The organism is Flavobacterium sp. (assembly GCF_032153895.1).
Classification (GTDB): Bacteria; Bacteroidota; Bacteroidia; order Flavobacteriales; family Flavobacteriaceae; genus Flavobacterium.
The window spans coordinates 44,631-68,791 of record NZ_JALDYN010000011.1 but is presented as its reverse complement, the minus strand read 5'-3'; the positions used below and the strand labels follow the sequence as shown (position 1 = coordinate 68,791).

The 24,161-nt window shown below is 36.6% G+C and carries 16 protein-coding genes; 5 read left to right on the top strand and 11 right to left on the bottom strand.

Annotated elements, in window-relative coordinates; translation table 11 throughout:
* The 6 genes from RUH60_RS06130 to RUH60_RS06105 form a co-directional block, all read right to left on the bottom strand.
* Nucleotides 1–3,158 (bottom strand): Ig-like domain-containing protein (locus RUH60_RS06130; RefSeq protein ID WP_313806460.1); only part of this gene is annotated, 3,158 nt, incomplete at its 3' end.
* A 435-nt stretch (nt 3,159–3,593) separates the two neighbouring features.
* Entirely contained in the window at nt 3,594–5,831 is a 2,238-nt protein-coding gene (locus tag RUH60_RS06125) for a cation:proton antiporter (RefSeq protein ID WP_313806458.1), read from the bottom strand.
* A gap of 175 nt (nt 5,832–6,006) precedes the next feature.
* Nucleotides 6,007–7,350 (bottom strand): adenylosuccinate lyase, encoded by a 1,344-nt coding sequence (gene purB / locus RUH60_RS06120; protein ID WP_313806456.1) that lies wholly within the window; start codon nt 7,348–7,350, stop codon nt 6,007–6,009.
* Nucleotides 7,351–7,430: 80 nt separating this feature from the next.
* A complete protein-coding gene (locus RUH60_RS06115) occupies nt 7,431–8,111 on the bottom strand; it encodes an NAD-dependent deacylase (protein WP_313806454.1) in 681 nt (226 codons plus the stop codon).
* A complete protein-coding gene (locus RUH60_RS06110) occupies nt 8,111–8,917 on the bottom strand; it encodes an anti-sigma factor (protein ID WP_313806452.1) in 807 nt (268 codons plus the stop codon). The genes RUH60_RS06115 and RUH60_RS06110 overlap by 1 nt, the downstream gene beginning before the upstream one ends.
* Nucleotides 8,917–9,447, bottom strand: coding sequence for a sigma-70 family RNA polymerase sigma factor (locus RUH60_RS06105; RefSeq protein ID WP_313806450.1), 531 nt, complete (start codon nt 9,445–9,447; stop codon nt 8,917–8,919). Before RUH60_RS06105 ends, RUH60_RS06110 begins: the two co-directional genes overlap by 1 nt.
* A 56-nt stretch (nt 9,448–9,503) precedes the next feature.
* On the opposite strand from RUH60_RS06105, the gene RUH60_RS06100 reads away from it, so the two are divergent.
* Complete coding sequence (locus RUH60_RS06100) at nt 9,504–10,172, top strand: RNA methyltransferase (protein WP_313806448.1); 669 nt, start codon at nt 9,504–9,506, stop codon at nt 10,170–10,172.
* A gap of 107 nt (nt 10,173–10,279) precedes the next feature.
* Here the strand turns inward: RUH60_RS06100 and RUH60_RS06095 are convergent, their stop codons facing one another.
* The 3 genes from RUH60_RS06095 to RUH60_RS06085 all read right to left on the bottom strand — a co-directional run bounded on the left by RUH60_RS06095 (nt 10,280) and on the right by RUH60_RS06085 (nt 13,782).
* Nucleotides 10,280–11,050, bottom strand: a complete 771-nt coding sequence (locus RUH60_RS06095) for a carboxypeptidase-like regulatory domain-containing protein (protein ID WP_313806447.1) — start codon at nt 11,048–11,050, stop codon at nt 10,280–10,282.
* A 77-nt stretch (nt 11,051–11,127) separates the two neighbouring features.
* The gene (locus RUH60_RS06090; RefSeq protein ID WP_313806445.1) at nt 11,128–13,026 is read right to left on the bottom strand and encodes a DEAD/DEAH box helicase; all 1,899 of its coding nucleotides are present in this window, start codon (nt 13,024–13,026) and stop codon (nt 11,128–11,130) included.
* Nucleotides 13,027–13,203: 177 nt separating this feature from the next.
* Entirely contained in the window at nt 13,204–13,782 is a 579-nt protein-coding gene (locus RUH60_RS06085; protein WP_313806443.1) for a non-canonical purine NTP diphosphatase, read from the bottom strand.
* Nucleotides 13,783–13,871: 89 nt separating this feature from the next.
* On the opposite strand from RUH60_RS06085, the gene RUH60_RS06080 reads away from it, so the two are divergent.
* Complete coding sequence (locus RUH60_RS06080) at nt 13,872–14,729, top strand: hypothetical protein (RefSeq protein ID WP_313806441.1); 858 nt, start codon at nt 13,872–13,874, stop codon at nt 14,727–14,729.
* Nucleotides 14,730–14,737: 8 nt separating this feature from the next.
* On the opposite strand, the gene RUH60_RS06075 is transcribed toward RUH60_RS06080, so the two are convergent.
* On the bottom strand, nt 14,738–18,469 hold the full coding sequence (locus RUH60_RS06075; RefSeq protein WP_313806439.1) for a metallophosphoesterase: 3,732 nt from the start codon (nt 18,467–18,469) through the stop codon (nt 14,738–14,740).
* A gap of 26 nt (nt 18,470–18,495) precedes the next feature.
* Here RUH60_RS06075 and RUH60_RS06070 point away from each other — a divergent pair, with 26 nt between their 5' ends.
* The gene (locus RUH60_RS06070) at nt 18,496–19,686 is read left to right on the top strand and encodes a Pycsar system effector family protein (RefSeq protein WP_313806437.1); all 1,191 of its coding nucleotides are present in this window, start codon (nt 18,496–18,498) and stop codon (nt 19,684–19,686) included.
* Here the strand turns inward: RUH60_RS06070 and RUH60_RS06065 are convergent.
* Entirely contained in the window at nt 19,683–21,986 is a 2,304-nt protein-coding gene (locus RUH60_RS06065; protein ID WP_313806435.1) for a GAF domain-containing protein, read from the bottom strand. The two genes, RUH60_RS06070 and RUH60_RS06065, sit on opposite strands and share 4 nt — an antisense overlap.
* Before the next feature lie 254 nt (nt 21,987–22,240).
* Between RUH60_RS06065 and RUH60_RS06060 the strand changes: the two genes are divergently transcribed.
* Both RUH60_RS06060 and RUH60_RS06055 read left to right on the top strand, forming a co-directional pair.
* Complete coding sequence (locus tag RUH60_RS06060) at nt 22,241–22,834, top strand: TetR/AcrR family transcriptional regulator (RefSeq protein WP_313806433.1); 594 nt, start codon at nt 22,241–22,243, stop codon at nt 22,832–22,834.
* 63 nt (nt 22,835–22,897) lie between these two features.
* Entirely contained in the window at nt 22,898–24,151 is a 1,254-nt protein-coding gene (locus RUH60_RS06055; protein WP_313806431.1) for a TolC family protein, read from the top strand.
* The last annotated feature ends 10 nt before the right edge of the window (nt 24,152–24,161 follow it).

Genomic DNA, 24,161 nt, shown 5'->3' with positions numbered 1-24,161 from the left:
GTTGTTGCCGTTAAAGCTGCTGTGGTGATACTCGCTGCTCCTGTGGCATCTAATGAAATTGTTTGGCTAGTACCTGCGTCAACTGTATAGGTTACTACTGCATTTGGTGTACCATTAAAAGTTATCGTTGCCGTATTGCCTTCACAAATAGCCGTTGTTCCGGAGATACTTACTGTTGGAAGTGGTGTTACCGCAATAGTAACACTTCCCGTTAGGTTCTGACTACAACTTGGTGTTCCCGTTGTCATTACACTTACCAAAGTATACGTCGTAGCTGCTGATAAGTTCGGAGTAGCTACCGAAGCATTTCCGGTGGCATCCAATGTTACCGTTTGGTTGGCTCCGCCATCGTTATAGGTTACCTCTGCACTAGGTGTTCCTGTGAAAGTTAAAGTACCTGCTGTACCAAAACAAACCGTAGCCGTTGTCGTAGCAATTGTTGCCGTTGGTAAGGCTAATACAGTCACTATAGCCGATCCCGTCTGAGCCTGACTACAACTTGGTGTGGTCGATGAAGACACGCTTACCAAATCATAGGTGAATGTTCCAACTGTAGCTGTAGCTGCTGCTACGGTCACACTGTTACCTACTGTCGTGGTAGCTGTTAGTGGTGCTCCGCCATTGATGGTATAAATAAATGTATAGGGTGCTGCTCCGTTAGCTCCTGTGAAAGTTATACTCGGTTGGGTGCCGTTTTGGCAAACATCAACAGTGCCGGAAATTGTGGCTGTTGGTAATGGTAATACCGTGATGGTAACATCAGTTGAGCAACCATAGTTATTGGTATATGTTATAATAGCAGTTCCGTCGGAGAGCCCAGTGATTAATCCGTTGTTGTCGACTGAAGCAACAGAACTGTCAGAAGTAATCCATGCATTTGATGATGCCGGTGAATCCGATCCGCTTAACTGCGAAGTGTCATTGATACAAAGAGATAAGTTTCCAGAAATGGTTGGCTGCGGATTAACAGTTACTAATACCGTTGTACCACATCCGTTTTCGTCTGTATAAGTTATTGTTGCAGTTCCTTCAGAAATACCACTAAGAATTCCGTTAGTATCAATCGTTGCAATTGAAGTATCTGATGATATCCAAGCATCAGACAATGCTGGTATTCCCGATCCAACAAGTGTGCTTGTCAATCCTTCGCAAACTGTCAAAATTCCAGTAATGACAGGTAAGGTATTTACAGTAATCATCATACTTGTTGTAGACGCGCATTGCCCAGTATCGGGAGTAAAAGTATAGGTTGTGGTTGCTGTATTGTCTAAAGATGGTGACCACGTTCCTGTAATTCCATCATTGGAAGTTGTAGGTAAATCATTTAGAGTACTGCCATTGCAAATTGGAGCTACTTGATCAAAAGTAGGTGTGATGGTCGAATTCACCGTAATCGTCATAGTAGTACTGGTTGCACACTGTCCAGCATCGGGAGTAAAAGTATAGGTTGTAGTTGTAGTATTATCTAAATCTGGAGACCATATACCAGTAATGCCGTCGGTTGAAGTTGTTGGTAGTGCAGATAATGTGTCACCACTACAAATTGGAGGTACTGCTGTGAAATTTGGAGTAATTAGTGGATTGATGGTAACATCAGTACTTAATTCTGTTGTGCAATTTTGTGTAGTAATATACACGGTATATGTGCCAGCATCAACAGATGAAACAGAAGGAATCATAGGATTTTGATCTATTGAAGTAAATCCGTTTGGCCCGATCCAGAAATATTCGGTATCAGGAGTTAAGGACTGAGAAGTTAAATTTAGAGTACTTCCATCACATAACGGACCATTATTCGCTACTTGTGTAGGCGTAATCATTCGGGCTAAGGTAAAGTATGGTTTTCCAGCCGGAATATTAATTCCTCTAAATTGAATTTTGTTGTCAGCATTAAAGCCATAACAAGCTGCAACTCGGGTAGCATTTGAAAAATCAACTCCGTCTTCATCAAACAGTAAAACCAAGTCTGATCCTGAACCCATACCAGTAATTATAGAGTTCTCAAAACCAACAGATATCTGCTGATTGAAATTAGTAGCCTGAGTTTTCCATACTCTGTTTAGACGTTCCAGAATTCCGATAGGAAATGTAGTCGCGTTATTAAAATCGTTTGAAAGACCATTATTTCCCCAAGTTAAAAAAGAAAGATTTCCTGTAAAAGCGTTAGGATTACTTGTGTTTTCCAAAGCAATTGTGTTGCCTAAAGCAATGGTAACTGCCTCGTTGTTGTTACAGCTTATAGATTGCTTTTGATTTAAACCACTGTTGTCATCCCTTCCAATTCCTGCGATGTCATTGTTAAAACCAGTGTTGATGCTTTTATCCCAAAATACAGTTGCAGCATCTGAAGCAATATAGTTGTATAGTGCAGTAGTATTGGTATTTCCACCTCTTGTGATTCCGTATTTAAGTGAAAGATAGCTTTCAACCCGATCCATTTCGGCAGCAGTCAGTTTTGTGTTAAATAAAATTATTTCTGCAATTGAACTGTCTGCATATTCCGTTGAATTGTTTGCACCCAGATAAAGTCCGTTAGAAATTGCTGGGTTATATGTAGTTGCAACATTTGATGGAGTAGAGGCTAATATTGAGTTTTTACGCAATTCCATGTTTGTTCCACAGCCATAACTACACATTATTGTTCCGGCATCTGTGGAAAATTCCGTTGGAGGAGTCCAATCAAAAGTATAGCCAGTACCGCTGATCCCGGTTTGAAAACGCCATGTTGGTTTTAATTGGTAGCGTCCGCCTGATGCATAGGTGAAAATATTTCCGATTTCCTGTGACGATACAACGATGGCGGTTCCATTGTTACCTAATAAATTAGGGGTGGTTGAAGAGTTGAAGATTTTAGTGCTCGATGTTCGAATAAAGTCTAATCGGGGATTGTAATTAAACATCTTATAATTAGTAGCACCATCTACGAAAAGAGGCCGGTTTGCCACATTTGTTTGGTTTAAACTGTAGCCTGCTGCAGTTCCGCCGCTGGTTGTCCATGTTTGAACCGGTGAGCCGGTAATCGATGCAGGATTGTTAGCTTTTAACCATAATGTTAGATTTGTAGATACTCCTCCTGGTGACTGGGCAAATACATTACCTATTGAAAAAGCAATTATGGCGAAACCTACAATTTTGTTTTTAAATAAATTTAATGACATTACTTGTTTTTGGTTTAGTTGTTTGTTGTTATTGTGTTGTTTTTATTTTTAATCAATAGTGATATAAAATCACTAAAGCATTATTATTTTACAAAATGTTAAATAACTGTTAAACCAAATATATAAAAGTATGTTTTGAAGTGCCAATTGGTTGATGAATTGAAACCAAAAGTTGTATAAAAAATAAAGAAGATTTGCTGAATATTCAAAAATTTACAATTTATAAAATATTGAAAATCAATATTTTAAAATTAAAACTATGAAAGATGTGATAAAAAACAAGTTTTTATAATTTAATTGTGATTAACAAAATCACAACTTAATGTTTAATTAATTGATTAAAAAATATAGGAATATTAAGAAAAATGAAAAGATAGTTGTCATTTTTTTAAAGTGTGACATAAAAAAAGGACAGTATAAAACCATCCTTTTCAATTAACATTTTTCCAAACTTGTGAGGAGCTTTTTATCGCCTACTACCCAAAGAATGTCACCTTGTTCTAAAACTAAATGTGAATCTGGGTTGAGCATCCTTCTGCCATTTCGTTCGATACCAACGACTAAGCCGCTCGTTTTTTCCCTGATTTGAGATTCCCGTATACTTTTTCCAATGAAGGATTCGTTTTTGAGTTCCAAATGCTGTAAAACAATTTCCGATTCAGTGGTGCTTTCTGGCGGTTCGATTTCGTTCAATTCCAGAAATTTTTGAAACTTTTTTACCTGAGAATCCGTTCCGATAACGCAAATTTCATCACTCGGAAATAAACGTTCGTTTCGGCTTGGAACATTGATAATGTATTCACCACGCTTGATAAAAGCGATGTTAATTCCGATTTTTTCGCGCATTTGTAATTCCTGAAGCGTTTTTCCGGATAAATTGGAAGTTCCTGTAATTTCAAAGGTCGCCATGTGACCATCCCAAGGTGTCAAGTCTTTTCGTAAGCGACTTTCTTTCGTAATTTCTCGGTCGTTTAAATTGCTTAAGAAGTGTTGTTCAATGCGGTTGTAACGAGCGTGTAGCTGTTTCGGGAAAAGTAAATAGGAAGCCAAAGCTATCACAAGCGCGATTCCGGCGATTACAGGTGAAAAGAAGTTGTTTAAGATGAATCCGATGAAAAACAAGCCCAATCCCATTCTAAGGAAAACCAACAATAAAAGTGGCCCTCTTGATTTTCGGTTTTTGAATAATTCGTTGACTTCTTCTGAAGCAATTCTTCGTAATGATAGCGCCCATAAAAAGGGGGAAACAATTACCAAGGTTAATAAAGCGGCCAATCCGTGCCCGAATTTTAATCCGTCTAATAATGGAATGATGTATTTTGTTGATAACAAGATAATTGCAACAATTATGATAGAGTGGAAGACAATCTGAAAAATGTAAGCTCTAATCACAATCTGCCAGGTAGATAAGGTCTTGATAGCTTCCGTATTCGCACTGTAATCGGCTATGGCTTTTACCCATTTTCTTGGTAATTTTTTCTCCAGATATACCGCTAAAGGTGTTCCGAATTTCACCATATACGGCGTCGTAAACGTTGTAATGGCAGAAACGGCAACGACTGTCGGATATAAAAAATCACTCGTTGCCCCTAAAGTCATACCTAAAGTGGCAATGATAAAGGAGAATTCCCCAATCTGCGACAAACTTACACCCGCCTGAACCGATTGTTTTAAAGGTTGTCCTGATAGTAAAGAACCGATTGTTGAACTGATGGATTGTCCGAAAATCGTAACCAAAGTTAAAACCGCAACCGGAAAAGCGTATTGCACCAAAGTATCCGGATTAATCAACATTCCGACGGATACAAAGAATACAGCTCCAAAAAGATGTTTTACGGGTTTGATGAGATGTTCAATATGTTCCGCCTGAGTAGTTTCGGCTATGATGGAACCCATGATAAAAGCGCCTAAAGCGGGTGAAAAACCAACGTTTGCTGCTAAAGTAACCATCACTAAACATAAAGCAAGTGAAAGAATTAATAACATTTCATCGGTTAAAAGATGTTTGGCTTTTTTCAACAAAGTCGGAATGAAAAAGATTCCCGCTACAAACCAAATCGTTAGAAAGAAGACAAGTTTTAATACCGATTGCAGTAATTCGCTTCCCGAAAACTGCTGACTTACCGCTAAAGTGGATAGCAACACCATCATCAAAATCGCTAAAATATCCTGAACAATAAGCGCACCGATAACGTTTCCGGCAAATTTTTGGGCTTTTACACCCAATTCATCAAAGGTTTTTAAGATAATGGTAGTCGATGAAATTGAAAGCATTACACCCAGAAAAATACTGTCCATTTTACTCCAGCCCATCATTTGTCCGACCAGAAATCCGAGGGCAACCATGGTGACGATTTGCGTTGCAGCTGTAATGGAAGCTGTTCCGCCTACTTTAACTAACTTTTTAAAACTGAATTCGAGTCCTAAACTGAATAAAAGGAAGATTACACCAATTTCAGCCCAAACTTCAACACTGTGATGGTCTTTTACGGTTGGGAAAAAGTCAAAATTGTTGCCTGCAAGAAATCCCGCAATCAAATACCCTAAAACTAAGGGTTGTTTTAATTTTCTAAAGATTAATACAGCAATTCCGGCGGTCATTAAAATGAGCCCCAAATCGCTTATTAAAGGTTTCAGATGCGAAGTTGTCGTAGCGGCAACAGTTAAAAACATAGGCTTATAGTATAAAAAATGAATATTGCGAAAAATACTAAAAAAAGCCGTTTTAATCAAGTTTTATCGCTCAATCCAATCGCTTTTAAGACGAATTTATGATTTCTTGCAATTTTACTGCATAAAAAAATCCCGCTAAATATTTAACGGGATTGCTATTAGTATTGTTAGAAAATTAAATTCCTAAATAATTTGAAGGTGTAATTCGCAACAATTCCGCTTTAACATCGTCCGAAACATTTAATGTACCGATGAAGTTATGAATAGCTTCTTTATTGATAACAGTATTCGTTCTGGTCAAATCCTTCAAAGCTTCGTAAGGATTCGGATAACCTTCACGACGTAAAATCGTTTGGATAGCTTCGGCAACCACAGCCCAGTTTTTCTCTAAATCTTCTTCGAATTTCTCTGCGTTTAAAAGCAATTTGTTCAAACCTTTTAAAGTGGCTTCGAAAGCGATTAGCGTATGTCCCATCGGAACACCGATATTTCTTAAAACCGTACTGTCGGTCAAGTCGCGCTGTAATCTTGAAACCGGTAATTTAGCCGATAAATGTTCGAAAATCGCGTTGGCAATTCCTAAGTTGCCTTCAGAATTTTCAAAATCGATAGGGTTTACTTTATGAGGCATAGCAGATGAACCAATTTCACCCGCTTTAATTTTCTGTTTGAAATAATCCATCGAAACATACGTCCAGATGTCACGGTCTAAGTCTATTAAAATCGTGTTGATGCGTTTTAAAGCGTCAAAGAAAGCTGCAAAATGATCGTAATGCTCAATCTGCGTAGTGGGGAATGAGTGGTGTAAGCCTAAAACTTCTTCCACAAATTCATTTCCGAATTTTCTCCAGTCATTGTTCGGATAAGCAATCGCATGCGCGTTGTAATTTCCTGTTGCGCCACCAAATTTAGCGGCAAACGGAACGTTGAATAACAAACGCATCTGCTCTTCCAAACGCTCAACAAAAACCTGAATTTCTTTACCTAAACGGGTAGGGGAAGCCGGTTGTCCGTGGGTGCGGGCTAACATCGGAACATCCTTCCACTCGATACTTAAGTCTTTTAATTTTGAAACGACACTGATTAACGACGGCATATATACTTTTTCAAAAGCTTCTTTAGTCGATAAAGGAATCGCGGTATTGTTGATGTCTTGCGAAGTCAATCCGAAGTGAATGAATTCTTTGTATTGTTGCAAACCTAACTTGTCAAAAGCCGCCTTGATGAAATATTCAACAGCTTTTACATCGTGATTGGTTGTTTTTTCGGTTTCTTTAATCCAAAGGGCGTCTTCCGTAGAGAAGTTCTCATACATTTTGCGCAATTCCGGATATAAGTTTTTATCAACTCCCGAAAGTTGCGGTAAAGGCAATTCGCATAAAGCAATAAAATATTCCACTTCCACCAAAACACGGTAGCGGATTAAAGCTTCTTCAGAAAAATATTGAGATAGGGAAACCGTTTTATTTCTATAACGACCATCGATTGGCGAAATAGCATTCAATTCAGTTAGTTGCATGTTGTTGTGTTGTTTTTTGAAGGGGCAAAGATAAGATAATTAGTCCATTTGGAAAAACTACGCTTTCTTTTAATCAGTTTTTATAATTTTTCCAACAGAAATTCCATTCCTTCGCTTGCATTCATTGGAATTACAGTAACCGGATTTGGAATATCGTATAACGTTGCGGGTTTCGGATCAATATAATAAATCGGAATATGATGCTTAGCGTAATTGATTAAACCTGCTGCGGGATATACTTGCAATGAAGTTCCGATGACAATCAGAATATCGGCGTTTTCTACAATTTGTGCGGCTTCTTCAATGGCGGGAACTTCTTCGCCAAACCAAACGATGTGTGGTCGCAATTGATTTCCATCTGAATCTACATCGCCTAAATTTAAATCGGTTTTCCAATCGTAAACTTCGTGATAATGTTTAGTGCTTCGGACTTTTAACAATTCTCCGTGAAGATGTAAAACGTTCGTACTTCCGGCGCGTTCGTGTAAATCGTCTACATTTTGAGTAATCACATAAACCTCATGCTCTTTTTCTAATGCTGCAACCTGAAAATGTCCTTTATTAGGTTCAACTTCGAAAAGTTGTGCGCGACGTTTGTTGTAGAAATCCAATACCAATTCCGGATTTTTAGCCCAACCGATTGGTGAAGCCACTTCCATGATATCATGACCTTCCCACAAACCATCGGCATCCCGAAAGGTTTTGATTCCGCTTTCGGCACTCATACCGGCGCCAGACAGAATTACAATTTTCTTTCTCATTATACTTTTCCGAAAGAATAGAGATTTTCCATGGTCGGTACTGCGCTTCCGCCTTCAGGTTCAAGCGTAATTCCAAAAGCATCGGCATCGGTCGTATTGTCGACGCGGTACATTTTTGAGGAAGAATCTGATGCTCTTTCCAAAAGACCAATACTCGTTGGAGCCATCGGATTTAGTTTTACCGACCAAACCTGATAAACCATACCTTGTGGCGGCTCAGGAAGACTTTGTCCGTCGATGTAAACTTCGTTTGTGGCTTTGTTCCAGAATAATTTTGCATTGGCGGTTGGCATAGCGGCTTGCCCTTCTAAACGAACAACAATATTATTTTGGTCACGGATTATGTTTAAAATATTTTCGGTAGCTTCGGATTTATCTTCTAAAGTTTTTACCGTTTGCTGCATTTTGGTTACTTCAGATTTGCTTTTTTCCACTTCAGAATTGATTTGCTCGTCCATGGAATCAGTGATCTGCAAATACATAAAACCGGCACCTAACAAAACTGCTAAGCAGGCAGCCCAACCTGAAATGGCAGCCCAATTTGTTTTTTTCTTTTTCAGTTGAATGACTTTCTCGTCATTGGCGGCCAATAATTCCCGACGGATTTTATCATAAGTTTCCGAAGAAATATTAGGCGAAACACTGTGCGAAAGATTAATCACAGCCTTTTCAATAGCCGCAATTTCGGTTCGGATAGACGGATTATCTGCCGCCATTTGTTGAACTTCAGCCATTTCATCTTCAGATAATTTTCCAAAAACGTAAAGTTCTAAAATGCCACTTTCTATATATTCTCTGCTGTTCATTATATTTTTAATAAATTCCGTAATTCGTTGATACAGTTTCGGCTTTGTGTTTTTACAGTTCCAAGCGGAATTTCTAATTCTTCGGAAACTTCCTTTTGGGTAAAATCTTTAAAAAACAGTAAATCGATAAGCTGAATGCATTTCGGTTTCAATCTTTTTATAAATTCCTGAATGCCAATCGTGTCAATTTTATTGTTGATTTTGTTGCTGTCATCCAATATATGTACGAAATTTTCAGAAGATAAGTTTTTTTGACTGTTGTTGTAGTCTTTTGAGCGCAGTTTGTCAATCGCCGTATTGCGGGCGATGTTCAGAATCCAGGTGTAAAAACGACCTTTATTTTGATCATAACTGTCTATGCCTTTCCAGATTTTTACGAAAACTTCTTGCAATACGTCTTCGGCTTCTTCTTTGTCTTTGAGAAGGTTGTAGATGATACCAAACAGACTTTTAGCGTACATGTCGTACAAAAGGGTAAAGGCTTTATTGTCTTTTTTATAAATTTGCTCTAGTAATTCTTCTTGCGTCATACGTAGGAATTAATCTCCTAAAATTAATAAACAATATTTAAAATACCGCCATTTTCATGGAAAACCTGTTTAAAGACGCTAATTATCTTGCCTATTTAGAAGAATTTATCACCGAAAACCGAAAAGAAGGCTTTTTAAAAGTGCTTCAAAGTCGAACAAAGCATTTTACTATTGCTTGTGAAGATGTTTACCAATTGCACAATACCAGTGCTGTAATGCGAAGTTGTGAAGTGTTTGGAATTCAAGAGCTTAATGTAGTGGAACAACGCTTTGGTAAGCAAATTGACAAGGAAATTGCGATGGGTGCCGAAAAATGGGTAGATATCAAACGTTTTTCAACGAATCAAGATTGTGTAAACGATTTAAAAGCGAAAGGCTATCAGATTATTGCCACGACACCGCATGAAAATGATTGTATGTTGGAAGATTTTGATATTACAAAACCTTCAGCAATTTTCTTTGGTACTGAAAAATTAGGTTTATCGGAAGATATTATGAAGCAAGCCGATGGTTTTTTGAAAATTCCGATGGTTGGTTTTACGGAGAGTTTGAATATTTCAGTATCCGCGGCGATTATTATTCAAGCGATTACCAACAGATTACGTCATTCGGATATCGATTGGAAATTAACTGAAGAAGAATTACTGGAAAAACGCATCGATTGGACAAGAAAATCAATCAAGGATATTGATTTTATTACGAAGAAGTATTTAGAAAGAGTTTAGTTTTCAGTCGCAGTCGCAGTTTTCTGTGTTTATTGGGTAATTCTCAAATAAAAAACGCTTTGATAAGTCAAAGCGTTTTTTATTTACTGTCTACTGAGACTGAAGACTTATTTATTCTTCTTCAGCAATTTATAATCTTCATAGCAACCTTTTATCGCATCCATGATTTGTAAATCGTTAGCGGTTTCGATAAAAGTATCAGAATAGCTGCATCCTTTTAAGATGTCTTTGATGTCTTTTTTGTCAATTCCCAATAATGCTGATACGGTTTCACGGTCGTATTTGGACGCTAAAACGTTACGAACAGTTTCGTCTTTTTTGAACTCGCGTAGTTTTCGCATTTCTTTCCCTTTTTTACCGAAGGCATTATAGAGTGCATCCGCAGGGTTAGACAAAGCTCCCAATACTTTTTTTACTTGAGAAGAAGAATTTCCACCCGATTCATAACCATACGGCAATCCTGAGATGCTGTATCGGTGTGCTTCGTTTAAAGCAATTAATTTGGTGTCGACTTCTAAATACCCGGTAAGCATATAACGTGGAATGAAAACTTCTTCAATTGCGAACGCTTTTTCAGTAAGCTTTACTTTAAAACCAGTTTTGTTTTTAACCCAATCCGAAGAAACACGAATTTTAATAGACTGAAATCCGATGTATGAAAAGTGTAGTGTGTCGTTTACTTTGGCTTCGATTTCAAATTCCCCCATACCGTTAGTGGTAGTTCCTTTTACGGTGTTAAGGTTGATAACATTCACATCGGCTTTAGGTAACAGATTCGATTCGTTAACCACAACTCCGGAAATTTTGGTATATCCTTTTTCCTGAGCAATCGCAGTAACCGAAAATAAGGCAAATAAAAAAACTACAAAATATTTCATACTTGTTTTTAGTTGGCCTAAAAGTACTAGATATTTTGTAGTTTCTATAGGAATTAGAAGAAAATTAACAAAAAGAATTAGCTTCTTCTTGGTCTTCTTTCTTTAGGTGCGCTTGAGTCGGAACGACGTGGTGCTCTGTCTGAACGTCTTTCGTTTCTTGGCGCTCTGTCATCTGAAGAACTGCTTCTTCTGTCTGAACGTTTTTCTCCGCCAAATCGACTTTCACCTCTTGAGCCTCTATCACCGCGTGGCGCTCTGTCTCTGTCACCACCTCTTGAGTCGCGATCTCTTGAATCTCTGTCTCTTCCACCACCGAAACTTCTTCTTTCTCCACCGCGTCCGCCGTGATCTCTTCTTCGGCTGTTAGATGCTCCGTCGTTTTTAGAAATTTCAACGTTGATTTTTCTTCCTTCTAAATGGAAGTTGTTCAAAACGTCCATTACTTTTTCTACATGCTCAGCATCAGTATTGAAGAAAGAGAAACCTTCTTTTACGTCTACTTTAAATAAATCGTCTTTACCTAAGCCAATCGTATCGCGTAAGAAGTCTTTCAATGACATCCAATCGAAATCATCTCTGGCTCCGATGTTGATGAAATAACGAACAGCGCCTTCAGTTGGAGCAGCACCAGCATCTCTGCGGTTTCCTGCTGTTTCAGAACTGATATCTCTTGATTTTTTATAATAAGCAAGGAAACGGTTAAATTCAACAGAAACCATTTTTTTGATTAATTCCTCTTTCGGAATATCTTTCAATACTTCCTCGATAGCTGGTAAATAGGTGTCGATTTCGTGATCTACTTCAACATCTTTAATTCTGTTAGCTAAGTGGAATAACTGAATTTCGCAGATTTCAATACCAGAAGGAATCGGTTTCTCTTCGAATTTCATCTTGATGATACGCTCGATTTGAGAAATCTTACGCAATTCACTTTTCGTGATAATTACCAAAGAAGTACCTGATTTTCCGGCACGACCTGTACGACCTGAACGGTGCGTATACGTTTCAACTTCGTCTGGTAATTGGTAGTTGATAACGTGAGTAACATCATCGACGTCGATACCACGAGCGGCAACGTCAGTCGCAACCAACATCTGAATTTGTCTTCCACGGAACGATTTCATAACCGCATCACGTTGTGCCTGCGATAAATCTCCGTGTAAAGCAGCTGCATTATAACCGTCTTCGATTAATTTTTCGGCAACAGCCTGAGTATCTCTTTTAGTTCTACAGAAAATAACCGAGAAAATATCCGGGTTAGCATCCGCTAAACGTTTTAAAGCTGCATAACGGTCACGAGCATTTACTAAATAAAATTCGTGCGATACATTTTGCGAACCTGAGTTTTTGTGACCAACAGTAATTTCTAACGGCTTTCTCATGAATTCACGTGCAATACGCGCAACTTCCTGAGGCATTGTAGCCGAGAATAACCAAGTAGATTTATCTTCTGGTGTATCGGATAGGATAGAGGTGATATCGTCATAGAATCCCATGTTCAACATCTCATCGGCCTCATCCAAAACACAGAAATTGATGTTTTTGATGTTCACCATCCCACGGTTGATCATATCTTGCATACGACCTGGAGTCGCTACAATAATCTGCGCTCCGCGTCTTACATCTTTCGCTTGTTCTGTAATGCTTGCACCGCCATAAACCGCTACGGTGTGAAGTCCTTTTACATATTTAGAATACTGCTTAATTTCGTTGGTAATCTGTAAACAAAGTTCGCGAGTTGGCGATAAAATCAAAGCCTGAGTGTTTCTGTCCTCAGCGTCAATTTTCTGGATCAACGGAAAACCGAAAGCGGCTGTTTTTCCTGTTCCTGTTTGCGCCAACGCCACAATATCGGTGTCTTTTTCCAATAATAGGGGAATCGCTTTTTCCTGTACCTCTGACGGATTCTCAAATCCTAGATCTTTGATCGCCAGCAGTAGCGACTCGTTAAGACCCAATTGTTCAAATTTGTTCATTTGTTATTTTTAAATTGGGTGCAAAAGTACTGCTAATTAACGAGATAAACTAGCGGAAAATATTTATTTGTGAATTTATTAATATTTGATAATCAGTAAATTACAAAAATAAGTAAATGTAAACCTTGAATATTTTAAGATTTTTGTGCCTTTTTATTGAGAATTTTACAATAAAAACTACATTTTTTGAAGATATGAAATCAGTTGTTTCACCGCTTTTCCACGATGACTGATGGCGGATTTTTCTTCCATAGAAAGTTCTGCAAAGGTTTTGTGGTATCCTTCAGCTACAAAAATCGGATCGTAGCCAAAACCATTTGTTCCGCGTTTTTCATGAATGATTTCTCCGTTGATGATTCCGGTGAATAAATGTTGCTCTCCGTTGAGGTTTAAAGCAATAACCGTTTTAAAATTGGCTTTGCGGTTGGATTGATTTTGAAGATTGGTCAAGACTTTGATCATATTATCATCATCATTTCGCTGCAATCCGGCATAACGAGCAGAATAAACTCCGGGTTCGCCGTTTAGAGCATCGACTTCCAAGCCACTGTCGTCAGCAAAACAAGGATAACCATAGTTTTTGGTTACATAATTGGCTTTTAGAATGGCGTTTCCTTCAATGGTTTCGGCAGTTTCAGGAATATCGACATCGCAACCAATATCTTCTAAACTGAGAATTCGTATATCTGAAGGAACTAATTGTTGAATTTCTTTGATTTTATTTTTGTTGTTGGAAGCGAAAACGAGCTGTAACATGAATGAGTTTTTTTTTCTGCAGCACAAAAATAACTATTGTTTTAGAGAATGTTGTTAAAAGCAGTAATTTAGTAGTGTAAAAATTAAGCATGAAAAAAGTCGTTCCATTTTTTGTTATAGGATTATTGTTTTTGCGTTGTACACCTTCGGAAACCCAACCGGAAAAGCTCTTCGATTTACCGAAAAAATTAAAAGAGATTTCGGGGATAACTTCAGTGGATAACTCTATTTGGGCTATTGCCGATAGTGGAAATAAAAATGTTCTTTTTCAGCTAACCGAAGCAGGTGATATTGCTAATGAAATTACAATTGCCAATGCCGAAAATATCGATTGGGAAGATTTAGCCAGCGATACCGAAGGGAATATCTACATCGGTGATTTCGGCAACAACGACAATATCCGAAAAGATTTGTACATTTATAAAATCAGTAAAGATTCGTTAGACACTGAAGAAACCGATGCCGTTGCTAAAATTAGTTTCAGCTATCCCGAACAAAAAGATTTTCCACCTAAAAAATTGGAATTGTTATATGATGCCGAAGCTTTTATCGTGTACAACAATCACTTCTATATTTTTACCAAAAACCGAAGCAAGAATTTTGACGGAACCACTTTGTTGTATCGTGTTCCGATGACTGCTGGAAATCATCAGGCGACTTTAATGGGTTCGTATAAAACCGATGATACATTCAATTCCGGAGCAGTAACGGGTGCGGCAATTAGTCCTAATCAAAAGCGGATTGCAATTTTAAGTCACCAGAAAGTATGGCTTTTTGAAGATTTTAAAGAGGATGCTTTTTTCGATGGTAAAATATCGGAAATTAATCTGAATCATAATTCCCAAAAAGAAGCGATTGCTTTTAAAAACGGCAACACGCTTTTTATTGCTGATGAGAAAGTGAAGAAAAGTGGTGGCATTGTATATCAGTTTGATTTGAATCCATAATTGTTTTGTTAGAATCCGAAACCTAATCCGAACGCTATTCTGTTTCCGTCAGTTCCATTAAAATAGGTTAAGCGGCCAGTTATTGAATTTAAGCCGTTAAGCCAAATTCCGCCACCAACAGCCTGATGCCATTTGTTGGAATTTTCGCCATCAACCCAAACGCGTCCGTAATCGTATCCTCCCAAAATTCCGTAACGCATCGGTATTAAACTTTGACTGATTTTACCTAGTGTGAAACGCAAATCCGAGCTTTGATAAAATGATTGTTTACCCAAATAACGTTGCGCTCGGTAACCTCTTAAATCGTAATCTCCGCCTAATGTTGCACCTTGATAAAACTCGAAATTGTTGTTTAAAAGCATTTTTCCTTTTAAAAGTGTTCCGAAAACAAGGCGACCATTGGTGGATAATTTATGACTGATTCCGTAAGCACCTTCAAGATATGGAAAGTTTCGCTTGTTGTCTGAAAGGTTCATTTTCCAATTCGCTAAAACATAAAACGTCATTCCCATAGTTGGATTGGAAATGTTGTCATAATTTTCAAAACCAAATCGCATTCCTAAACCGGCAAATTGCTGGTATTCAAATATTGTAGAAGAAACGGCTCCCGGAATATTAACGAATCTATTATTGGTTCCTTCCACTTCGATATTTTCAAAACTTGCAGAAAATTGTAAATCGCTGCCATGACGGCCAATTCGTCTAATGGATGGAGCCACTTTAAACTGCTGAATTTTAACTCGATTGAAATCCATGCCAAATGCATCATCTTCATTTATAGTTTCATTGCCATAACCAAAATAATTAATACTGAAATTGGGTGTAGTGTATTGCGCATCCAATTCAAAATTCCAATTTTTGATGGCTTTGGTGAGAATGCCGTTGTAAAAGAGTTCAAAACCTTCGGTGGCAAAATAGTAATTGCCTTTAAAAGTATGTTTTCGGGTAAACGGAGCATTAATAAACCCGTATTTGGTATAAGTAATTGCAGCTCCTAATTTTACACCATCATCCGGATTGGAACCGATCGAAGGTAAAACCATCGTTGCATCTAATGTTGGGCGTTTGTAATAATATTCATTGATGTCGTAATCGTCAGAAAGCGCAACTCTTGCATTTTTGTTGGAGTTGAAAGTATTCGGCTTCGATTTAAAATCATGAATTTTTAATCCTTTTCCGTTGTTGATGGTGTAAGTGTCTTTGTTTTGTCCACCAATTAATCGGATAAAAATAGGAGAACCGCCATCACCGTTTACGATAAAATCGTCATCTTCATCAAGACCATAAATCCAGATGTTTTTAGTGTATTTTTTATCATAAATTTTGGAAAACTGAAGTTGTTCTTCTCCCTTGATAATTCGCAGTACTTCGATTTTTGTTTTTCCGTTGTTTAGTCGGGTTATTATGAATTTGTCTTTTTTGTCGGTTCCTAAAATCAGAATTTTTTTCTCAAGAACATGATGGTATTTTACGGCATAGGCTTCTAATCCTTTTTTTCTTTCTTTTAAGGTTGCAACAATGTTAGCAGTTGTCGCATCAGTATTCATTTCTTTCGGAAGTTTTGCAAAAGCCGAATCAATAGCATCATCCGTTAAGTTTTTCACAATATCTTGAGCCTGAGCTTTCCAAGTTTCAATATCATTATTTTTAATGAACGCCAAATCAAGCGAATTTGCCGCAAAATTGAACCATTTTACATCGGCAAACTCTTTTTTAAACGATTTCATGTGCCTTGTTGCAGGCGCTCCATTGGCAATTAATTCCAGTAAGTTACCGTCAATTTTAGCAAAAGCCTGGTCGCGATCTCGAGGAATTGGCTTGTAAATAATTTTGTCGTCTTTTTTATATTCCGCCCAACGCCATTGGTCAATGTGTCGGTCCCAATCGCCAATGAGCATGTCGAATAATCGCGCTCTGATATAGGCAGTTTCATCAACTTCGTATTTTTCATCTTTGCGCAAATTTGCCAAAACATCATCGCTGCCAACAATGGCGTCCGGTTTACCGAAACTCGCAAGATCTTTGTGCTCATCGGTAGGACGTTCTTCAATCATATACAATTCGTCGCCAAAATTTTCATTGTATTTTCCTAAAGCATTTTGTTTGGGAACATAAAACAGTTTTGGATTTGAATGATAAATTCCGGCTTTATCAGCTAACTCACCAATAATAAATGGTGTGAACGGATGCGCTGTAGTGTAATAATCGTAAATAAAAGATTCTGCAGTCGTGTTTTTGAATTCGTTTTCAATGTTTTGGTCTCTAAACGCAACGGTTTGCAAAAATCGGGTAGCGCTTTTTCTGAGACCGCGCATTACGTATTCTTTTCCGTTTTTATCTTTTAAGCGCAATGATAACGACTGATGACCGCCGCCTTCGATTGAGGGTTTTAAGCCACCGTAAAGGGTGTCGAGGTAGACAACGGGAGCTTCAATAGCTTTACCGTAATAGTTGCGATAATGTTCGCCCCACAAAAAGCGATAAAATCCGCTCTTTTTTGTCATTTCAGGATGATAAACCGATGCTGCAAAAGTCTTGTCCGCTTTATACGGATAAATAGAATCTTTGGCAATATGCGGCTTTAAAACCTGATGATAGAAAAGTTCTTTTTCGGTGTTGTTTTCGGTGCTGATGAACTGTACTTCGGTACTTTTGTTTTCCTTTACTTTTAAGACGGCATATCCGTTACCGCCAAAAGAAAAATTGACTGGATAAATCGCTTTTGCCGCTTCTCTTTTGGATGCCGAACCACTGATAATTTGTTTTAAACCATCTTTTTCTATGTATTGTAAATTGTGTTCGTGTCCGGAAACGACCACAATATTGTCATTGTTCTGAATGATTGGCAAAATTCTGTTGATAAAAGCAGAATATTGCTTGTTTTGGATGTCCTGAGGACTGATTCCGGATGTTTTTCGCAATAAATTAATGAATGAACCCAAAACTGGCGTTGGAATTTTGGCTTTTGACGGATAAATTTGTTTGTCCCACGAAAACTGACCGCCGTGTGGTCCGTTGCTCATTAACGGATGATGAATTGCCAAAATCGTAACCTTATTTTGGTTCTTGTTGATGAGGCTTTCAAATTCTTCAAAAAACTTTTCACGGGTTTTGATGTCGCACTCGTCGTTAATTAGCGGAATTTTATCCCAATCTTCTAAAAACCATTGACTGTCAACGATAATCAGGGTTACATCATTATTGATTTTTACACTTTCTAAAGCACAACTGTTTTGCGGCAAAAACGCTTTTTTAGCTTTCAAGTAATCATTTACAAAAGTTTCCTGTTCTTTTAAGCCTTTGATACCGTGATACCAATCGTGATTTCCGGGAATAAAAATGGTTTTACCCTTAAAGTTTTCAGTAATTTTAAGCTGATTTTTCAATTTGATTTCCGCTAATTCCCGTTCAGGATCTTTCTTTTTGGCCGGCATTCCTAAAGGATAAATGTTGTCGCCAAGAAATAGGAGTGTAGCATTTTTATCTGCTTTTTTCAAATTTTCTTCTAAAAGTGCTAAAGTGTTTTGGGTTTGAGGTTCGTCAGCATTTCCGGCATCACCAATTAAATAAAAGGTATGTAATGTTTTTATAGAATCCGATTGATTTTCGGAAAGTGTAGCAGCAGTTTTTTTACCAAAATCTGGTTTGTATGTTGCACAAGAATGCAGAAAAAAGAGTATTAATGCGTAAGTAAATGGCTTACGTATTTGTTTTACGTTAATTACACAAAACAATTTCATAAATTAGTGGTATTAAAAATACGTTTATGAATATCATGCAAACTGCTGAAGATTTCGTGTTCAATCTTTTTAAAGAACAGCTTTCGGATTCTTACGTTTATCACAACTTCAACCATACCCAAAAAGTGGTTTCGGCAGCTAATTTACTTGCCTTGAATGAAAATGTAAAAACAGAAGATTTAGAAATAGTACTTCTTGCAGCATGGTTTCACGATACCGGTTATATTAAAGGATTTTCAAATCATGAAGAACAAAGTATATCGATTGTTCGCGGATTCCTTGAAAATCACAATAAAGATAAAGAATTTATTGACAAGGTGGCTAAATTAATTCAAGCTACCAAAGTAGATTATCAGCCGGAAAATTTATTGGAGAAAATCATAAAAGATGCTGACTATTGGCATTTTGGTAATGAAAATTATATGGCTATATGTCAATTATTGCGAGATGAATGGCAGCTAATACAGCATAAAACCTACACCGATATAGAATGGGCTACCGAAAATCGTCACGTTTTGGTTAATTGTCATCGCTATTTTACAGATTACGCTAAGGCCAATTGGCAGCAGCAAAAAGACAGAAACATTTTTTTGGTACACGAACAAATCAAGAAACTTTCCGGCGGCGAAAAAGAGTTTTCAAAATCCAAAATCAATAAGAAGAAGCTGGAAAAGCTGGAACGACCGGAACGCGGTATCGATACAATGTTTCGTACTACGTTAAACAACCACACCCGTTTGAGTGAAATTGCAGACAGCAAGGCCAATATATTACTTTCGGTAAATGCGATTATTATTTCGATTTCGTTATCGACCTTGATTCCGAAACTGGATAGTCCGGGAAATGCTCATTTGGTAATTCCTACTTTTATACTTTTAATGTCTAGTGTTGTAACTATCATTTTTGCGATTATGTCAACACGGCCAAAAGTAACCAGTGGCACATTTACCCGAAAAGACATTGAAGACAAAAAAGTGAATTTGTTGTTCTTCGGGAATTTCTACAAAATGCCGTTGCCCGAATATGAATGGGCAGTAAATGAACTGATGAAAGACCGTGATTATTTGTACAATTCCATGATAAAAGACTTGTATTATCTCGGCTTGGTTTTAAACCGAAAATACAAACTTTTGCGAATGACGTACACTATTTTTATGATAGGACTAATTGCATCGGTTTTTGCTTTTGTCTGGGCTTTTAAAACGTCTGGATATTAATTCAGTTTTACTTTTACACGGATAGCTTTTAAACCGGAAACACCTTGTAAATCTTCTACTTCCAAAAACTCAGTTGTTGGTTCCAGAATTTTTTGAAACTGAAGGTATTCGATGTATTTTTTGTATTCTTTTTCTTCATCAGCATGAGAATATACAATGGTTATTTTGCCTTGTTCAGTTATGCGCTTTTGGGTTCCTTTTTCCATGGCTTTATCTATTCGTTTTTTAACGACTTCGTAACGAGCATTGTACGAACCGTCTACATCAAAGCGCTTTTCATCCATACGGAAACGAATGGTAATCGGTGAACTGAAAACCAAAATCAGTGAAGTAACTTCTAACGGATAAGGAAGCGAATCTTTTAAAGCGTAGTGTTCCCTTTCCATTTCTGCAAGTACCTGAAGTTGCCACAAACGCATGTTGTACAAATAAGTTAGACTAAAGTTGGATTGTGGCGCAATGGAGTTTCCAATGTACATATTGTGTTCAACACCATCGGTATTAAAGCGTTCAAAGTAATGCGGAAAGATGGCTTGTGCTTCTTTTTGTTTGTCATCCAAAACCACACTAAGTTTTTTATTAATAGTGGTAAGTGTGGCGTCAAATTTTTTACGTTCGTTGTAGTAAGTACCTGTTGTATCGTCTATTTTTTCAAAATACTCCTGGATGTTTTCTGAATTTCCAGTAGCACTATTTATTGCGTTTTGTAAAATTGGATGAATTTCTGTTTCTACGTAACGGTTTATTTGTTGCTCTGTATCGGCTTTTAAATTGGTTTGGAGTTCCTTTAAATAGGATTCGAGTTCGAATTTTCGTTGTTCCAGGATTTTCAGATTTGATTTTTGATGCAGTAATGAAATAATATTAATTAAATCGTTCAATTGGTTTTGAATGTCATGCTGAACAGCATAATTTCTGGTACCCGATGATTCTTTGATATCTATTTGTCCGTAAAGCGGATAAACATCTTTAAAGACAATATCACTGAATTCGTAATCCGACTTATGATCGCTTGAAATGATATAGTTTAAAACATTGTCTTGAAATTTCCAATAAACGCTTGAATGTATTTTAGTATACTCTTTTTGTATAATTGCTTCTATTTTATTCAAAACACTGGCATTGTATCGATCAATTGTATCGGCTATAAAAGGCATAATTATGTCTAGTCTATTCGAATTAAGACTATTTAGTTCATTTTTTTTTGAGGTAACAATTTCTAAAATTCCAAACAGCTTATTTTCTTTGACAACGGGAGCCAGTATGCAACTATGAATATTTTGCTCAAGCAGATGGTTGGCAAAACTTTGGTATTCAATATTTTGTTTTAATCTTTCTACATTTGAAATTTCAACTTTTTTCTGCTGATTAATTAAAGTGTCGTATATGCTTACAGGCAATATGGTTTTGCACATAATTTCGGATCGATTGCCTAAAATGAAACTATTAATTCGTCTTTCATTCGGAATGATTTCCTTTCCTAATAATGAGGTAAAGCCAATCTTGATGTTTGATATTCTAAAAATCGATTGAAATATTTTAGAAAAGTTATCAATATTAGGTTTTGTTTCTTCATCATTAAGTTTGTTCAAGCCTGTTTTAAGATTTGAAATTGCATTTTCTGTAGTTGCATCATAAAGTACAACGATACCAAAACCTTTCAATAGCCAACTTTGAGGTGGAAATTTTTCTTTCCATAGTTCTACGTTTTCAAAATTGTCAATTAGAATTTCGATATCTTTTTGAGTAATTGTAACGGACTTTTCTGTTGGTATAATTTCTAGAAAATCGGCATTGTATAGAATGCGATAGTGTCTTGTTATGCCTTCAGAATCAGGAATATCATAGTAGAGTGGTTTGCTGAAATCAAACTTTTGATTGTAATGGGCGTTGAGAATCAAACAACAATTCATTACATAAAACTGATCTTTGTCGAAATCTCTGATGGAAATGTCAAATTCACTTCCAGCATCAGCCAATATTTTTTTAAATCTTTCAGTATAATTGAAAGTAATATTTAAAAAAGGAATAGTAACGGCTTTTATTTCATTATGAGTTAGAGCTGTTGGAAATAAATCTGCAAGCAAATGTTGAATTAATGTTTCATTCTCATTAATTTGATCCATATTCTCAAAACCGTTCCTTATATTGGAAATCTCCGAAGTTTTTTCTATCAATGCTTTCGCATAATTCGAGCGATAATCAATATTGGAAGCAGCTATATCTTCTAAGGTTTCTAATACTTTGTGGAAAGAAATCTTTATTTCAAAAGGGCTATGCTTAAATTCGTTAAAATTCATTGTATTTCAAATAGGTTTTATAAAGTTAGTGAATAATATGTTAGCTTATTGTTTGATATTGAGCGGTTAAATGGAATTAAGTATTATACTTAGAATCTTCTTTTATATTTTTTTCTTCTAGTTTTAAAGTTTAATTCTATAGGTTTGAATCAGTGTCGATTAGGAGCAAAGTTAAAAAAATCAATCATTTGATTAAAAAATTTGTTTAAATCAAAAAAAGTTATATCTTTGTCCTGAAATTAAAGCCCTAAAAATTGAAAAAAGACGAAACTACTGAAGAGAGAATTAAAGAAGCGGCCAGAGTTGTGTTTATGAAAAAAGGTTATGCTGCTACCAGGACTAGAGATATTGCAGATGAAGCTGGAATTAATTTAGCCTTGTTGAATTATTACTTTAGAAGTAAAGAAAAGTTGTTTCATCAGGTGATATTTGAAAAAGTGCAACAAATTTTTGGTGTTCTTTTTCCGGTTCTAACAAACGAAAGCTTAACGCTAGAAGATAAAGTACAAGCCATTGTTGAAACGTATACAAAAATGCTCCTTGAGAATCCTGATTTGCCAATTTTTGTATTTAGTGAGTTGAAAAATAATCCTCAGCTTTTTGACGGAAGAATCAAGCTCGATGCTATTGTTAATTCATCCTTTGCAAAACAATTGTATGATAAAAAGCCAGAGGTTAATCCAGTTCATTTTATGATTAGTGTTCTTGGTCTTACGGTTTTTCCTTTTTTGGCAAAACCAATGATGTTTGCTTCAGGAATGGCAACTAATGAAACTTTTGAAGTGCTGATGGATGAAAGGAGAACTTTAATTCCACATTGGGTAAAAATTCTTCTGGAAAAAGAATAGCTATTTTTTTATCCATAAATTAATCAAATGATTAAAACAAATTTTTAAATTAAAAACAAAAAAATGAAAATGAATTATGTATTACTGTTGTTGTTTTTAACAACGTTTTCTAAAGCTCAGGAAGTGAGAATCCTAACTTTAGAAGAATGTCAAAAAGCTGCCATAGAGCAGTATCCATCGACGAAAAAGAAGGAACTTATTTCAAAGAGCCTTGAGTATTCGATTTCTAATATTTCTAAGGGATATCTTCCTCAGCTTTCGGGGGTTAATCAATTGTCTTGGCAATCTGATGTAACTAAATTTCCGGTATCAATTCCGGGTGTTGATATGCCCGAGATAAGCCAAACACAATACAAAGCTTATACGGATGTTAACCAATTGATTTTTGACGGAGGTGTTATCAAAAACAGAAAAAAAACTGAACAGGCAATCAATAAAATTGATTTGCAATCTGTTGAGGTTGAATTGTATGCGGTAAAAGACAGAGTTAATAATTTATATTTTGGAATCCTGCTTTTAGACGAACAAGCAGCACAAAACGAATTGTTGAAAACCGATATTAAAATCGGGCTTAAAACAGTGGAAGCACAAATTATTAATGGTACCGCATTTCGCAGCAGTGCTGAAATCCTGAAGGCAGAACTGTTAAAAGCAGAATTACAAGCCATCGAAATCAAAAACAGCAAAATTGCTTTTGTTCAAATGTTGTCGCTTTTTACAGGTTTTGAAATCAATGAAAAGAGCATTTTTGAAAAACCAGTTCCGACATCAACAGTTGCAACAATCAATCGCCCGGAACTGCAATTATTCGATTATAAAAATCAGAAGCTGGATGCCGATAAAAAATTAATCAGTATAAGAGATACTCCCAAAATAAGTTTGTTTGCTCAATCTGGAATGTCAAACCCGGGATTAAATATGTTTGAAGAAGGTGTGCAAAGTTATTTTATCGGAGGTATTCGTCTAAACTGGTCGATGTCGTTTACCAAGAAAAAAGAGAAAGCAATTTTAGATATCAAAAAAGAAATGAATAACGCAGATCGAGAAACATTTCTTTTCAATACTAATCAGCAACTCAAACAACAAAATGCCGAAATCAGTAAGTTACAAGAGTTCATTGATACAGATGCAAAGATAATAATGTTAAGAAGCAGTATTAAAAAAGCTTCATTAGCACAACTGGAAAATGGTGTCATTGACAGTAATGATTACTTGCAGGAGGTAAACGAAGAAAACAAAGCAATGCAAAACAAAAAAGCCCATGAAATAGAATTACTCATGGCATTGTACAAAGAAAAAACAATAACTGGAAACTAATTCTTTAAGA